Origin of the sequence: Winogradskyella maritima, assembly GCF_042650215.1 — a bacterium.
Taxonomy (GTDB): Bacteria; Bacteroidota; Bacteroidia; order Flavobacteriales; family Flavobacteriaceae; genus Winogradskyella; species Winogradskyella maritima.
In genome coordinates, this window is sequence record NZ_JBHSAT010000004.1 from 1,457,860 (window position 1) to 1,472,954 (window position 15,095).

Genomic DNA, 15,095 nt, shown 5'->3' on the forward strand with positions numbered 1-15,095 from the left:
TTAACTTAGAATGCGCTTTGTTGATTTTATTGTTTTTAGCAACCAAGGAGGCAAAGCTAATAGTGTTTTCTGTTTTGTATTTAGATTATTAGGATTAATAGGTTTTGTTATTATTTTAAATCGTTCAATATTTCCAAGTGCTTTGTAATCAGATCCAAAACAATAGCGGTAAAAATCAATAAATCGTTTTAGACTTTTATTTTTTTTAGCTATAGATTCATACTTATCTAGATTAATGATTCTTTTTTTAGTAAAATCTGTTGAGGTCATTTGTCCATCAACATGTGTTCTTACAAAAACCAATTCAGAATGGTCTATGGCTAAAGTTTCAGTCTGAAAAAGCTGTATGTACATATCAATATCTTCAGCATAGTCGATGGACTCATCATATTTTATAGTAGGATATAGCGACTTTTTAAAGCCGAAACTACTTTGGGATATATATGGCCCGTAACGACAGGTTTTAAAAAAATCAACGATGAGTTCGGTACTATTAACCTTTGATTGTTTTGAAGGATCATTTCTATTTTTAAAACGTCTAAACCGACTTCCAAAGCAATTTGTATCGGGATAAATATTAAAGAGATATACCATCCGTTTAAGAAATTCTTCATGCCAAAAGTCATCTGCATCTAAGAAAAACACCAGTTTACCGTTACAATGTTCAATACCCGTATTCCTAGCATTACTCAAGCCTTTATTGACTTGTGAGATGATGTTGTAATTCAGTTTTTTTTCAGTTGAATTAAAAAATGCCTCAATGCAATCTAGGCTATCATCGGTAGAGCCATCATTGACAATTATTATCTCAAAATTCTCGTAGGATTGGTCTGCAATACTTTTCAAAGTGGCTTCAACAAAAGCAGCTTTGTTGTAAACAGGTATGACTACAGATATTAAGGGATTCATCTAATGCGTTTAAATTCTAGACGTATGCAATCGTAAATTTAAAGTATTGATTGTTTAATTTAGATTAAATTTGGGCAAGAGTTACCACAACCTTTCAAATCAATTTGTGAATAAACACCTCCACATTGTCGCTTTTGATAATCCGTACCCACCAAATTACGGAGGTGCGATTGATGTTTTTTACAAAATCAAGGGGCTTTACGAGTCTGGAATACATATTCATCTTCATATTTTTATAAAGGAAAGAAGAGATTTATTACCATTAGAAGACTATTGCAAAAATGTGTATTCCTACCCTCAAAAATCGGCATTTTCAGCTGTTTTTTCACGTTTGCCGATACGCCTAATGGTTAGGGAAAATAAAACTCTATTTCAGCGACTAAAAAAAACTAATGACCCAATCTTATTCGAAGGCTTACACACCACACACAGCTTAAACGTTCAGGATTTAAAATCAAAAATCTTGGTAAGGACACATAATATTGAGCACGATTATATGCAGGGTTTAGCCGAAAGCTCTTCGTCATTTATCCGAAAATTCATTTATAAATTTGAAGCCCGAAAATTAAAGGCTTATGAGCCAATCTTAAATAAGACGGACCATATTCTGGCATTATCCCATAATGATTCAGATTATTTTGAATCGCAGTACGATGCAAAAGTATCTCTCCTTCCAGTGTGTCACGGATTTGAAAAAGTAACGTCTAATGAGGGCTTTGGAAAATATGCAATTTTCCATGGTGACTTAACAACAGCTGATAATATAAAGGCCGTAGAATTTTTAATTGAGGTGTTTGCAGGATTGGATTTTCCATTGAAAATTGCAGGTTCAGACTTACCAAAAGCGTTGGAATATAAAATAGAGCGCCAGTCAAATGTCTCTTTGGAACGAATTGCGAATAGAGATCAACTAACTTCATTAATTTCAGAAGCCCATATCAATGTGCTTTATTCCTTTCAAGAATCGGGCACAAAACTGAAGGTGTTTTATGCCTTGTATCAAGGACGACATTGTATTGTGAATTCCAATATTATTGATGATAAACAAATTCTAGGGCTTTGCGAGATTGCAGAAAACGTCACAGATTATCGCGCAAAAGTTCAAAGCTTGATGGGGAAAGAGTTCATACTAACTTCGGAACGAAAAGAAGTCCTCGAACGTTACAAGACGTCTGTAATTATTGAAGATTTGGTTGAGATTTTGAACGAATAATCATCATCTAGATTTACATTGGCATCATTCTTGAAATTTCATTCAATATGAAAAAACTACTCGCCATTTTCGTTCTGCAATTATTTCTTTTGCCACTTTTTGCGCAGAAGGAGTTTCATGTGTTTCCTACAAATCATAAAACAACCAAAGGCACACCAAACGGTGACGGTAGTCTGGCAAATCCATGGGATTTACAAACGGCGCTCAATAAAAAAGCTGAAGTAAAGGCCAAGGATATTATTTGGTTGCATGGCGGTGTTTACAAAGGCCGTTTTTCAAGTTCTCTTTCAACCAATTCGCCTTCAGAAAGAATTACTGTAATGCCTTTTCAGGATGAAAAAGTGGTGCTAGATGGCAATGTGAAATCGGGTAGGGAAGCTGTGTTGGATGTCAACGGGAATGGACTTATTTTTAAAGATTTTACAGTGACCTTTCATGGTGAGTTTCCAAGAAAAACTTCAGATGCAGGCTTTAAATCCATTACCGGAATCAATCATAGGCAAGGTCGAAACTGTGTGTTTCAAAACATAACGATTCACAACGTGCCAGGCTCTGGATTTGGAAGCTGGAAACGTACAGGAAATACCGAAATTAGAAACTGTATTATCTATAACAACGGTTACATGGGTAAGCGTGGTCATGGAGTTGGGATTTATGTTCAGAATGAAAGTAATGAGCAACGACTGATTGAAGGTAACATCATTTTTTCGAATTATTATAAAGGCATACAAGTGTGGTCAGCGTCTAACGGCGGTGGCAAACAGTTTGTGAAAAATGTGATTTTAAAGGATAATGTGGTGTTTAATTCGGGTCAGCCAACGGGTCGGTTTAAGGATAATCTCATAGTTGCGACTGGTGACGGCAAAGGGCAACATATAGCTCATGACATTGTGGTAAAAGACAACGTATTTTATCATAATACGGATATCAAAAACGGTGAAATAATCGGTGGGGGAATGAGTGTAACCCTTGGCTTCAATAGGAATGCGCCAATCCGCGATGTTCATTTTTTAGAAAATGTCGTCGTCGGAGGGAAAGATGGACTACGATTAATGCATGTTAAAGGCTTGGAATTTAAAGGCAATACGGTGTATTCGGAATTTGTAAGATTGAATCCTGAATTCCTCAAAAAAGATAACAACTTTAAGTTTTCAAACAATAGCTATTTTACGAGACGTGCCACGGCTTTCCGATTTTTGAAAGTTGGCGATTATAATTTAGACCGATGGCAAAACGAATTGAAATTGGATTCCGATAGTAAATGGGGACCTTCAAAAGCCTTCAAGACAGAATCGGTTTTAAAGTTGCTTCAGATTAAAGACCGTCCGAATGAATTTTTAGTAAACATCCTTCAACCTGAAGCGGGAACAGTTGCCGTAGATTTTTCAAACTACAGAGATTTAAAAGGGCAAAATTTCAAGATTTATGATATTGAAAATCCTGAAAAAACCATAGCATCAGGTCAGCTTGCCAATGATTTAGGCCTCAATTTGGACATGACAAAGGCATATACTCTTAACCCTTCAGACCAGAAATCATCGCCCAATTTCGGGGTGTATAAAATCGTGTTTGGTGATGTAAAAATGGCGTCTAGTTCTAAACAGAAGAGAGGCTCTTTTATAAAACGGCTTTTTCGAAATCTCGGGTTTTAAGATTTACGTTGCACCACTTCAAACACCTTATTTTCATCACACTTTAGCGTCTTACTTGGGTATTTAAGAAGAAGAGCATAATCGTGCGTGGCCATTAAAATAGTGTTACCGTTTTTATTGATGTCTTGCAACACTTCCATAACTTCAACGCTTGTCTGTGGGTCAAGATTTCCTGTAGGCTCATCGGCCAAAATCAATTGAGGGTCATTGAGTAAAGCACGTGCAATGGCAATACGTTGTTGCTCGCCACCTGAAAGCTCGTGCGGAAATTTAAAGCCCTTGGTTTTCATGGCGACTTTGTCTAATACCTTTTCAATTTGGTCCTTGATTTTGTCTTTCTCTTTCCAGCCTGTTGCCTTTAGAACGAATTCCAAATTCTGGTTAATAGTTCGGTCGGGAAGGAGCTTAAAATCCTGAAAAACAATTCCCAACTTTCGTCGTAGAAACGGAATGTCTTTCTCCTTCAAGGTACGCAGGTTATAATCCACAATAGAACCTTGTCCCTTTGTTAAGGTTAAATCACCATATAAGGTTTTCATAAAACTACTTTTACCACTTCCGGTTTTTCCGATAAGATAGACGAAATCGCCTTTTTTCATTTCAAAATTAACATCAGAAAGGACCATGTTATCACCTTGATAAATGGTAGCATCTTTGAGTTCTAAAATGGTTTCAGCCATAGTTGGGATTTGTATTAACCTTGCGTAAAAGTATTACTAAAATTGAGCAATATCAAACGATGTTTCAAAAGATAACGCGTTGCAGTTGCATTTAGTTTGAAGGCACTTGGTTTTCAGTTAATAGATTATCGTAATATTGCAATATTACGATAGATTGATATCAAATCCCGAATTCCAAAACCAAAACCCAAATTTCAATCTTCGAGTTTGAAGTTCAAAACAGCTTGAATAAAGAATAGAAATAAAAAATAACTCATGTGCTTAGCAAGTGATAACTGCCAACTGCGACTGAAAATCGAGACTTAACATTGCAATGATATCCAGCGACGTCAGCCTAAAGCCAAATTCAAAAAAAAGTAACCATCAACTCCCCGAATTCACTCTTTTTCATAAGTCGTTTATAATTATATGCCGATTACGGCGTTATAGATTTGGTATTGATTTATTTTTGAATTGATACTTAATTCATCATAAAAACGAAATCAAAAAACGATGCTAATGACGCTAGTAAAAAAACGCCTATTATTGGTTTTTCTTGTCACTACTACCTTCCTTTTTGCTCAAAAATCCGCCATTTACACAAGTGACCTTCTCGATTATCAGAAGGCTCTGACGTTGTACAATAACCAGCAGTACAAGGCGGCCCAATCCCTGTTTGACGACGTAAAACGTGAGACCGAGGATGAGAATTTAAAATCTGATTGTACCTACTACATCGCCAACTGTGCGGTGCGACTCAATCAGAAAAATGCCGATAACCTCATAGAGGATTTTGTTGAAGAATACCCAACGAGCACCAAGCGAAATACCGCTTTTGTTGATGTTGCAGATTACTATTTCGAAAATTCGAAATATGCTTACGCCCGAAAATGGTATGAAAAAGTAGATGAAAACAGCATCAGCCGTTCGGAGCGTGAAAAGTTCAATTTCAATTATGGCTATTCCAATTACGCTACGGGTAATAAAAATGGAGCGAATAAGTATCTGAACCGTGTTGTGAATTCCAAGGAATACGGTTCGCAAGCAAAATACTACATTGGTTATATGGCCTATGAAGGCGATGATTACGACCGTGCCAATGAGTATTTTGAACAAGTTAGCGATAACGAAAAATATCAGGAGAAACTGAACTACTATCAGGCCGACCTAAACTTCAAATTAGGAAAGTTTGAAAAAGCCATTGAACTCGCCGAAGCACAATTACCAAATAGTACGCCTGAAGAAGTTTCAGAATTGAATAAAATCATTGGCGAAAGCTATTTCAATTTAAAGCAATATGAGACGGCAATTCCGTATTTAAAGGCCTACAAGGGCAAGCGTGGTAAATGGAACAATACTGATTTCTACCAGCTTGGATATGCTTACTACAAGCAGAAAGATTACGAAAATGCCATTGCCGAATTCAACAAAATCATTGACGGCACCAACGCTGTAGCACAAAACGCCTACTATCATTTAGGTGAAAGCTATATCAATTTAGATAAGAAACCCGAAGCGCTAAACGCCTTTAGAAATGCATCCCAAATGGATTTTGATGAGCAGATTAAAGAGGATGCTTGGTTGAATTATGCTAAAATCAGTTATGAAATTGGAAACCCCTATCAATCCGTACCTCAAGTACTTTCGGGCTACCTTGAAGCCTATCCTAAAACCGAATATAAAGAAGAGATTGAAACGCTTTTAATCGATTCATATATCACATCAAAAAACTACAAAGAGGCTTTGACCTTATTGGAAGAACGTAACAGTTTTGAAAACAAAGTCGCTTACCAAAAGGTAGCGTTCTATCGTGGTGTGGAATTGTACAACGAATCTAATTACGCTGAGGCTTCAGAGATGTTCGATAAATCCTTAGGCCAACCACGCGACCCCATTTTTACGGCACGAGCTACATATTGGAAAGCCGAAACCGATTACAATCTTACCAATTACAACGAGGCTTTGATTGGCTTTAAGCAGTTCAATCAATTCAGCGAAGCTTCAAGCTTAGAAGAGAACAAAAATCTCAATTATAATCTAGCATACACGTATTTCAAACTAAAAGATTACAATCAATCGTCTCGCTATTTCGACAGTTTTTTGACCAAAGCCGGTGATGACAAACTCCGAAAAAATGATGCGTATCTAAGATTGGGCGATGGATATTTTGTGTCGAGCAATTATCAAAATGCCATTAATGCTTACGATAAGGCCATTTCCATTAATGAGATAGAAACTGACTATGCGGCCTTTCAAAAGGCGATGAGCTATGGCTACATTGGGCAGGGCAGTACCAAGATTAAGCAATTGAATAGTTTTATAAACGGCTATCCAAAATCAGGATTACGGGACGATGCCATGTATGAGTTGGCCAATTCGTATGTCAAAGCAAATGAAACCACTCAAGCCATGAAAACCTACGAACGATTGGCAAAGGACTATCCGCGGAGTGCTTTTATCTCCAAAGCCTTGTTACGTCAAGGTTTGGTGCATTACAATGGCAATGACAATGAGCGCGCGTTGAGTAAATTTAAACAAGTGGCGAGTCAGTACCCAAATTCTGAAGAAGCCGTACAAGCCGTATCTACTGCACGCTTGATTTACATTGACCTCGGTCGTGTGGACGAATATGCCCGTTGGGTTCGAACTCTTGATTATGTTGAGGTTACGGATGCCGAATTGGACAATACGACTTATGCTGCCGCAGAAAAGCAGTATTTAGATGGTAATACAGATGAAGCGATTCGTCAGTTCAATAAGTATCTAAATGCTTTCCCGAATGGCATTCATGCCTTGTCATCACATTTCTATGTGGCACAATTGTATTATAAAAAGGAATTATTTGAAAATGCTCAACCGCATTATGCTTATGTTGTTGACCAGGCTAAGAGTGAGTATACCGAGCAAGCCATGGTAAAGCTGAGTGAGATTTATTTGAATAAGTCAGATTGGAACAGAGCCATTTCAATTTTGGAACGTCTTGAAAATGAAGGCGATTATCCGCAAAATATCACCTATGCGCAGTCTAATTTAATGAAGGCCTATTACCAGACTGAGAATTATTCCCAAGCAGAAACCTATGCCGAAAAAGTGCTGACAACTTCAAATTTAGATAGTAAGATTCGGAGTGACGCACAACTCATCATTGCGCGTTCAGCCATTAAATCGGGTGATGAATCAAAAGCAAAATCGGCCTATGCAAAAGTGGAATCATCAGCTACAGGCAGTACCGCGGCGGAAGCTTTGTACTACAACGCTTATTTTAAAAATAAGGAAGGCAGTTATAAAGCCTCTAACACGGTCATTCAGCGATTGGCCAAGGATTACAGCAGTTATAAATTGTATTCGGCGAAAGGCTTGGTCGTTATGGCGAAGAACTTTTATGCTTTGGATGATGCTTTTCAAGCGACCTATATTTTGGAAAGTGTGATTTCGAATTTTCCAGAATTTGAAGATGTCGTTGCAGAAGCGCAACAAGAATTGCGACGTATTAAATCCGAAGAAGCCAAAACAAATTCATCAATCACAACAGGAGATAACTAAAAATTAAGTAGAAGCCTTTTTAATTTGAAGGCCATCGACAATGAAACAGTTATCATTCAAATCAAGAATCACAATGAAAATCACATATAGTTTTTTAGTAACCACCATCCTAAGTTTGAGTTTCTCCTTTTCCCAGAATCGGGAAAAGGATACCATTGACAGCCAGACCGTGAATGTGGTTAAGCCTTATACGCCGACCATTTCAGATGCTTTTAAAATTAAGGACAATCCGTCTTTGGAGGATAAAAACACCATTCAAAAAAAGGAGGTGCGCTACAATATTTTTTCTATCCCTGTGGCGTCAACCTTTACACCAGCCAAAGGTAAAGCGGCCAATGTAGATAAGCGCCCACCTGCAAAATTGTATGATAATTATTTAACCGGCGGTGTTGGCTCATTTACAAATATTATGGGCGAGTTGTATTTAAATCATGCGCTAAACAACACCGAAAATGTTGGCGGTTATTTTAGTCATCATTCGTCAGGTGGCGGTATTGAAGGCGTACAGTTAGATGACAGCTTTTCAAAAACGGCATTAAACGCTAATTACTCCCAAAAGTTAAGTGACTTTAGTTGGAAAATAGATTTGGGTGCCGACCTACAATCCTATAATTGGTATGGCTTGCCCGAAGGTGTATTTGACCAAACGGAAATCAATATGATTGACCCGAGTATTTCCTACACAGGTTTTGAAGTGGGTGGTAACATTAATTTTGAAGATGCGATTATCGAAGGTGGTAACGTACGTTTTAGACGTTTTGGTGATGCGCGTGATTCGGGCGAAAATCGATTTTTAGCAGATACCCGTTTCGCAATTCCAATTTTAGATGAAGAAATAAAAATAGGTTTACGCGTCGATTATCTCAACGGCAATTTCGATAGAAATTATATCACAGAGGAAGGTCTCAACTACGGCAATACCACTTTTGGCGCCAGTGGTTATTATGAAATGATTGAAGACGATTTAACTCTGCAATTGGGACTTAATTTCGTCTATTTACGCGATTCTGAAACGGAAGATAATGAGTTTTATATCTTCCCAAATTTTGAAGCTTCGTATCGATTGGTGGATGATATTCTCATTTCCTATGCGGGAATTAAAGGCGATTTAATTCAGAATTCATTCTACGACATCACACAGGAAAATCCATTTGTAAGTCCGACGGTGTTGATAGCGCCAACCGATAGAAGCTACGATGCCTATTTAGGTTTAAAAGGGCGTTTGTCTAATAATGTGAGTTACAATATCAAAGGCCGTTACATCGCTGACCGTTTTAAACCATTATTTAAATTGAATGATGCGCAGACCTTTGCCGAAGAGGATTATCAGTATGGGAATTCCTTTAATTTGGTATATGACAATGTCAAGACTTTATCGGTTGCGGGTGAGTTGAATATTGCTGTGAATAGAAACTTCAATCTTCGAATTCAGGGCGAATACTTTAACTATTCAACGACCAATGAACGAGAAGCATGGAACCTCCCAGATATCACAGGGAATGTCTTTTTAGATTATCAGATTTCTGAAAAGTGGTTTGCAGGAGGAAGTCTATATTACATGGGACAGCGTAAGGATGAGTTTCAGTTAGACGGAACGCTTGTGGATACCGACCCAACACTCATTACTTTAGATGCGTATTTTGATGCCAATGCGCATGTGGGTTATAAGATTACCGACCAATTCTCGGTGTTTGCCAAAGCGAATAATATTGCGAATAATAATTACCAGCGTTGGGCCAATTTCCCAGTACAGAATTTTCAGGCCTTGGCTGGTGCGACGTATCAGTTTGATTTTTGACACATTTTCTCATCCTGAACTCGTTTCAGGATCTCATTCAAGATAACGTTGAATTAAATTCACATGAGCAAGAAAATATGAATTAGAGTTTATTTCAAATTACTAGACCAAAAGTTAAAAGCGTTTCCATATGAAGCGCTTTTCTTATTTTTAAGTCGGACTAAATCATTAAAATCCTGAATTATGAAATATATAGCCACACTCGTTATTTGTTTGTTAAGCCTTCAATTAGCAACAGCGCAGAAAACCAACCCTAATTACGATGCCGAATTGGCAGAGAAAGTTGGAGCAGATGAATATGGTATGAAACTCTACGTATTTGTAATGCTGAAAACGGGTGAGAATACATCAAAAGAAAAAGAGCCGATGGATAAAGCATTCGCGGGCCACATGGCAAATATCAACCGATTGGTAGAAGAGGGGAAACTTATTGTTGCTGGCCCCATGCAACCAAATGATAACAACTATCGAGGTATCTTTATTTTAGACGTCAGGACTATTGAAGAGGCCGAAAAATTAATGCAAACCGACCCAGCGATTAAAGCAAAATATCTCAAGCCAGACCTATATCAATGGTACGGCTCAGCGGCCTTGCCGGAGTATTTACCTGCTTCTGACAAGGTTTGGAAGGTTGGTTTTTAAGTTATGTCGCGGAGGAACACCGGGGAGTCACAGAGATTCACGGAGATGTTCGGGGTTAATATTGAATACTGAAATTCTCCGCGCATCTCCGTGTTAACTCCGCGGAACTCTGCGTTACCGCTCAAAACAGTCGCGCCAAATAATCATAATGCTCGCCATCCATTACCTTTTCGCATTGAAGCCCTACGGCGGTGCAGGCGGTTTTTAAAGTGTCAAAATCGAGATAAAGCCATTTTAGTGGGATTTCTTCTTCGCCTTTGTAGCTGAGGTAATAATCGAGTTCACCGAAGTAACGTTCAGAATAATACGCATCATACATGTAGCTAATATCTGAGGAATCAATTAGGATTTGTCCGCCAGGATTTAATATCGATTTTAAATGCTTCAAATAAAAGCCAACCTGCTTTAGTTCTTGGAAGATACCCGTCCCATTCATAAGCAGGAGAATGGTATCGAAGGTTCGAGTTTCATCGGATAAGGCTTTTAGCTCAGCATGTTTTACACCTCTTGCTTTGGCAACGCCTACAGCACCTTGGGAAATATCTATAGCGTGGACGTCTTTTCCTCTGTTTTGTAGCCAAAGACTATGACTACCACTCCCGCAACCGACATCTAAAATTTTTCCTTTAGCGAGTTGTAGTGCTTTCTGTTCGAGCTTTGGCATGTCTTTAAATGGTCGGAATAGGTAGGGCAGTGGTAAGACATCTTCTTCTGAAATGTTGGTCCATGTAATGAGGTCTTCGGTATAGTTTCCAGCGTGGTAATCTATTAATGCTTTTCCGAAGAGGTCTTTGGTCATGTTTAGTTTTTGATTGTAATATTATATTTGATTCTGTAATGTAATTTAATTATTGATTTTTTTGAATTTCGCTTTCTAACAAAGCATTGATTTTATCTAATAATTTATCTGTCTTTCCCATAGCTGAATAATAATTATCAACAGCTATGACTAAATTTTCAATCAAATTTTCGAATTGAAGCGCACCCAATAAATCCCTATTATCTGTTTTAAAACCAGATATTGGGAATGTCACATTTCTAATTCTTTCATCTGCTTGATCTGCATTAAGCCAACTACCACGTTCAAGAATATAGAAATTTAAGAGATCTTCATTTTTATCTACAGTGTTAAATTGTTCTGTTAAAATGTCTACTTCTGGCTTCCAAGATGACAATAGATTTCTCAATTCTGTATTTTTAAATATTCCAAGTTTACCAGAACTTAACAGGTCATCTAAAAAACCATTTTGCGGGTAATAGGGTGTACTGTTAAATAAATCATTTATTAGATCATTAAATCCATCTTCAGCCTCTGGTTTAGTTTTATTTCCGGTATGATTAAGGATTTGTACGCCTGAATTCATCATTAAAAATGATTTTGTTTTCACGTCATCAAGAATGGCTTTGTTTTTTAAAAAATCGCGATGAATATTGTTTAAGGCATTTTGTTCTTGGATATCAGATTTTCGATTTTCATTCCAGTTATTAATTTGAAGTGCAATTAAAATACCAACAACGACAAGGACGATCTCGCCAATAGCGTATTTGAAATAGCGACCCGTACGATTGGCGAGTATGGATGAACCTGTTTTATTATTTTCCATAATGATGGTTTGACGGATATGACGGAAGAATTTAATCACGGTTTTTAATATCCTGTTTTAATTGCTTCAACTTTTTTTGTCTAATTTCTATTTTGCCTAAAGCATTGTAGGTTCTACCCATATCACCAATAATGTAATTTTCCATTCGAGGGTAGTTCAATAAGTCTTGATAATTGTAGTCTATATTTCTTTTGTCCGGTATGGATGCAATTTTTTTATAAAACCCAGTAACATCTGATTGATTGATCACGAGTTCACCCGTATTTTCGTTCATGTAACCTTCAGGAAGGCTGTACATCATTGGTTCAAACTGGTTTTCGATAAAACGTTCAAGGGAACTGAAATTATTCTTTACCAGCATAAAGTCAGCGTAATACTCAGATAGGTTTTTGAGCAAAGTTTTATCTGAAATAACACTAAAAGTGCCAGCAGACTTGGCAGATTCAAATGTAGCATCGTTAATGGTTGGTTGTTCCGAATAGAAAATTGGCTCAACGTACTTACCAAATTTGTCAATACCCATTATTTTTTGTGGGTTTCGCACATATGCTAAGAGCGTATCTAAATATTCGATGCGTTTTATACAGAAACGTTTGTAATAGTTAAGTTTTTTTTCATCCTTTTCTAAATCCATCAGAATATCTCCATAGAATGTATTTTGCGTGACTCTTGCCTTACGTTGCTCGTTATAGTTATTTATCTGCAGTGCAATGAGAATACCAATGACTACGAGGATGATTTCTCCAATGGCATAAATGAGGTATTTGCTGAATCGATTCTCTCTAATGAGTCGTTGGCGTATATGGCGGAAGAATTTAATCATCTAATTCCTGTTGAATTATATTTATAATAGTGTCAACAAGTGCAATTGCATTTTTAAGTTGTTCAACACTTCCATTCCAGTTGACCTTGTTAAGTATCAATAGATTCCTCACTTCGCCACCTTCATTTAAAGCCTCATAGTCTGCTAATTGTAAAAACACCCCAAAATTTTGAGCCTCTACGTTCTTTTTAAGTATAGGAATCCAATCACCTATAAACATAATTTCTAGGTCTTTGCATGCTTGGGTAATTCGTAAGGATTCATCATCGTAATAGGTGCCCAATAAAAACTGTAGTTGCTTATTAGATACCTGGTCTATGCCTTTGGATTTGAGTACCTCAAAAGCATTAGTTAAAGGTCTAAACCTATCAAAACGTACAATATCGCCTAACCAATATTTTATGCTGTCATTAGTTTGCCAGGCATTAGTTACGCTAAGTATCTTATCTGTGGATTGAACTGCTTTTTCACCATTTTGAGCATATGTCCTAAGCGTTTGTCTATCCTTTTTAAGATTAGCTTCTATCTGTTTTAGTATTTCCTTCTCAAAAACTACTCTTTTTTTGCTCTCATTCCAATTATTAATCTGTAGCGCTATAAGAATACCAATAACAACGAGGATAATTTCACCAATGGCGTATTTAAAATAGCGAGCTGATTTTGAGTTTTCCATTATGATGGTTTGTCGTATTTGGCGGAAGAATTTAATCATGGCTAGTTTCATTTTCTATAAGCATTAAAACCGCCTTTGTTTTTTCTAAAACTGCTTTAAGCTCCCTTGTCATTAGCCTGTACAGATTTCCCTTAGAAGTTCCCCAGCCGTTTAGCCTCAGTGCGAGATCCTTTTTATCTATGTCAGACCACATCAGTTCTCTTATTTCTCCAGATTTTATAAACGAAAAATCTAAAATAAACGGATAACGTTCGTTTAAATTCATAATATGATCCACGTATATATCACTGTATTTATTGAGGGTAGATTGCACTTTTTCTTGTAAAACAGAAAGTTCGAATAAGTTATTTTTTAACTTATTATTTATAATTTCAATATTTCCTGATGATTTTGCTGAATTGTATGCATTATTATTAAAACCTTCAAAAGGATTATAAAATTGAGATGCCTTATTTGTGAAATTGACTAAGGAATCCATCGTAAACGAAACACTACTTATATAGTCGCTTTGTTGTTTCAGTGTATTTTGATCTTTGATTGTTTCTTCTAACAGGTTACTTAACATTAAAACATCGGCGCTTAAATCTTCTTTTATAGAGGTTATCAATTGCTTTCTTTCTGCCGATAGTTTCCTTTTTTCATTCCAATTATTAATCTGTAATGCTATTAAAATCCCAATCACCACAAGAATGATTTCGCCTATGGCGTATTTGAAATAACGAGCTGATTTTGAGTTTTCCATAATGATGGTTTGTCGTATTTGTCGGAAGAATTTAATCATGGTTCTAACTCTGATTTTATAATATCCAATAGTTCTACAATACGTTCTCTAAGCGCATAGGACTGGATATTTGTGAGTTCTGAAAAGCTAACGCAATCCGCAATATACCCTTCCAATCCATAATCGTTCAGAACAACGGCACTATCAAAATTTGTTTTTGACTTCGCTAACTTGAATGTGGTTGTCTTGCCTTTATCTAAATGAAAAGCACTCATTCTTCGGTTTTCCCAGAAGGCATGACTGATTGTTCTTCCAGGGACTAAAGTGTTTAGATGAGGTAAAAAATGATTAGCACTAATGTTGCCCCAAGAGATCTCTTCTTCTGTAACCTGAACGACTTCGCTTGTCCAACGTGCTAATTTTTCTTTCAGCACTTGATTTTTTATCAACTGCATTTGTCCAGAACTTACTAAGTCGTTTACGATGGGATCAAACGTAGGTACCATCTGTGTAATCGATAGATATGCAATTAAACTGTCTTGATTTGCAGTTTCGGGATCGTCGAAATAGGCCAGAATCTTAAGTGATGCATTGAGCATATCATCACGAAGGCGTATTTTTTGATCGAGCTGGTCTAAGTTGCTTTGAAACTCTGATTGTAACTGGCCCAGCAATACCTGTTCTTGCTGACGTTCTTTTCTGTTTTCGTTCCAGTTGTTGATCTGTAAAGCAATGAGAATACCTATAACCACGAGAATGATTTCGCCAATGGCATATTTGAAATAGCGGGTTGATTTGTTTTGCATAATTAAGTTGTGACGAATATGACGGAAGAATTTTATCATTGCTAGTTCTGAA

At 37.0% G+C, this 15,095-nt stretch carries 13 protein-coding genes; 5 read left to right on the forward strand and 8 right to left on the reverse strand.

Annotation, left to right across the window (positions count from 1 at the left end; translation table 11 throughout):
- A complete protein-coding gene (locus ACFOSX_RS07680; RefSeq protein WP_386098777.1) occupies positions 1-909 on the reverse strand; it encodes a glycosyltransferase family 2 protein in 909 nt (302 codons plus the stop codon).
- Between the two features lie 106 nt (positions 910-1,015).
- Here ACFOSX_RS07680 and ACFOSX_RS07685 point away from each other — a divergent pair, with 106 nt between their 5' ends.
- Together ACFOSX_RS07685 and ACFOSX_RS07690 are read left to right on the forward strand one after the other, a co-directional pair.
- Positions 1,016-2,122 (forward strand): hypothetical protein, encoded by a 1,107-nt coding sequence (locus ACFOSX_RS07685; protein WP_386098780.1) that lies wholly within the window; start codon positions 1,016-1,018, stop codon positions 2,120-2,122.
- A gap of 47 nt (positions 2,123-2,169) precedes the next feature.
- Positions 2,170-3,774, forward strand: coding sequence for a right-handed parallel beta-helix repeat-containing protein (locus ACFOSX_RS07690; protein ID WP_386098783.1), 1,605 nt, complete (start codon positions 2,170-2,172; stop codon positions 3,772-3,774).
- On the opposite strand, the gene ACFOSX_RS07695 is transcribed toward ACFOSX_RS07690, so the two are convergent.
- Entirely contained in the window at positions 3,771-4,454 is a 684-nt protein-coding gene (locus ACFOSX_RS07695) for a cell division ATP-binding protein FtsE (protein WP_386098786.1), read from the reverse strand. The genes ACFOSX_RS07690 and ACFOSX_RS07695 overlap by 4 nt on opposite strands.
- A gap of 498 nt (positions 4,455-4,952) precedes the next feature.
- On the opposite strand from ACFOSX_RS07695, the gene ACFOSX_RS07700 reads away from it, so the two are divergent.
- The 3 genes from ACFOSX_RS07700 (at position 4,953) to ACFOSX_RS07710 (ending at position 10,416) form a co-directional block, all read left to right on the forward strand.
- Entirely contained in the window at positions 4,953-7,976 is a 3,024-nt protein-coding gene (locus ACFOSX_RS07700; protein WP_386098789.1) for a tetratricopeptide repeat protein, read from the forward strand.
- A 73-nt stretch (positions 7,977-8,049) separates the two neighbouring features.
- On the forward strand, positions 8,050-9,774 hold the full coding sequence (locus tag ACFOSX_RS07705; protein ID WP_386098792.1) for a TonB-dependent receptor: 1,725 nt from the start codon (positions 8,050-8,052) through the stop codon (positions 9,772-9,774).
- Positions 9,775-9,957: 183 nt separating this feature from the next.
- A complete protein-coding gene (locus ACFOSX_RS07710; protein WP_386098795.1) occupies positions 9,958-10,416 on the forward strand; it encodes a YciI family protein in 459 nt (152 codons plus the stop codon).
- Between the two features lie 121 nt (positions 10,417-10,537).
- On the opposite strand, the gene ACFOSX_RS07715 is transcribed toward ACFOSX_RS07710, so the two are convergent.
- The 6 genes from ACFOSX_RS07715 to ACFOSX_RS07740 are packed head-to-tail and all read right to left on the reverse strand — an operon-like array spanning position 10,538 to position 15,043.
- Positions 10,538-11,215 carry a class I SAM-dependent methyltransferase gene (locus ACFOSX_RS07715; RefSeq protein ID WP_386098798.1) on the reverse strand — a complete coding sequence of 226 codons (678 nt, stop codon included), beginning with the start codon at positions 11,213-11,215 and terminating at the stop codon, positions 10,538-10,540.
- A gap of 49 nt (positions 11,216-11,264) precedes the next feature.
- Positions 11,265-12,020, reverse strand: a complete 756-nt coding sequence (locus ACFOSX_RS07720) for a DUF6090 family protein (RefSeq protein WP_386098801.1) — start codon at positions 12,018-12,020, stop codon at positions 11,265-11,267.
- Between the two features lie 31 nt (positions 12,021-12,051).
- On the reverse strand, positions 12,052-12,843 hold the full coding sequence (locus tag ACFOSX_RS07725) for a DUF6090 family protein (RefSeq protein WP_386098804.1): 792 nt from the start codon (positions 12,841-12,843) through the stop codon (positions 12,052-12,054).
- Positions 12,836-13,555 carry a DUF6090 family protein gene (locus ACFOSX_RS07730; RefSeq protein ID WP_386098807.1) on the reverse strand — a complete coding sequence of 240 codons (720 nt, stop codon included), beginning with the start codon at positions 13,553-13,555 and terminating at the stop codon, positions 12,836-12,838. The genes ACFOSX_RS07725 and ACFOSX_RS07730 overlap by 8 nt, the downstream gene beginning before the upstream one ends.
- Positions 13,548-14,258 (reverse strand): DUF6090 family protein, encoded by a 711-nt coding sequence (locus ACFOSX_RS07735; protein ID WP_386098810.1) that lies wholly within the window; start codon positions 14,256-14,258, stop codon positions 13,548-13,550. Before ACFOSX_RS07735 ends, ACFOSX_RS07730 begins: the two co-directional genes overlap by 8 nt.
- Positions 14,259-14,293: 35 nt before the next feature.
- A complete protein-coding gene (locus ACFOSX_RS07740; protein ID WP_386098813.1) occupies positions 14,294-15,043 on the reverse strand; it encodes a DUF6090 family protein in 750 nt (249 codons plus the stop codon).
- Between the last annotated feature and the right edge of the window lie 52 nt (positions 15,044-15,095).

What these genes read in the sequence shown, in the direction of transcription:
- ACFOSX_RS07680 (WP_386098777.1), bottom strand. Translation starts at nt 909, where the DNA reads ATGAATCCCTTAATATCTGTAGTCATACCTGTTTACAACAAAGCTGCT.
- ACFOSX_RS07690 (WP_386098783.1), top strand. Translation starts at nt 2,170, where the DNA reads ATGAAAAAACTACTCGCCATTTTCGTTCTGCAATTATTTCTTTTGCCA.
- ACFOSX_RS07695 (WP_386098786.1), bottom strand. Translation starts at nt 4,454, where the DNA reads ATGGCTGAAACCATTTTAGAACTCAAAGATGCTACCATTTATCAAGGT.
- ACFOSX_RS07700 (WP_386098789.1), top strand. Translation starts at nt 4,953, where the DNA reads ATGACGCTAGTAAAAAAACGCCTATTATTGGTTTTTCTTGTCACTACT.
- ACFOSX_RS07705 (WP_386098792.1), top strand. Translation starts at nt 8,050, where the DNA reads ATGAAAATCACATATAGTTTTTTAGTAACCACCATCCTAAGTTTGAGT.
- ACFOSX_RS07710 (WP_386098795.1), top strand. Translation starts at nt 9,958, where the DNA reads ATGAAATATATAGCCACACTCGTTATTTGTTTGTTAAGCCTTCAATTA.
- ACFOSX_RS07715 (WP_386098798.1), bottom strand. Translation starts at nt 11,215, where the DNA reads ATGACCAAAGACCTCTTCGGAAAAGCATTAATAGATTACCACGCTGGA.
- ACFOSX_RS07720 (WP_386098801.1), bottom strand. Translation starts at nt 12,020, where the DNA reads ATGGAAAATAATAAAACAGGTTCATCCATACTCGCCAATCGTACGGGT.
- ACFOSX_RS07725 (WP_386098804.1), bottom strand. Translation starts at nt 12,843, where the DNA reads ATGATTAAATTCTTCCGCCATATACGCCAACGACTCATTAGAGAGAAT.
- ACFOSX_RS07730 (WP_386098807.1), bottom strand. Translation starts at nt 13,555, where the DNA reads ATGATTAAATTCTTCCGCCAAATACGACAAACCATCATAATGGAAAAC.
- ACFOSX_RS07735 (WP_386098810.1), bottom strand. Translation starts at nt 14,258, where the DNA reads ATGGAAAACTCAAAATCAGCTCGTTATTTCAAATACGCCATAGGCGAA.
- ACFOSX_RS07740 (WP_386098813.1), bottom strand. Translation starts at nt 15,043, where the DNA reads ATGCAAAACAAATCAACCCGCTATTTCAAATATGCCATTGGCGAAATC.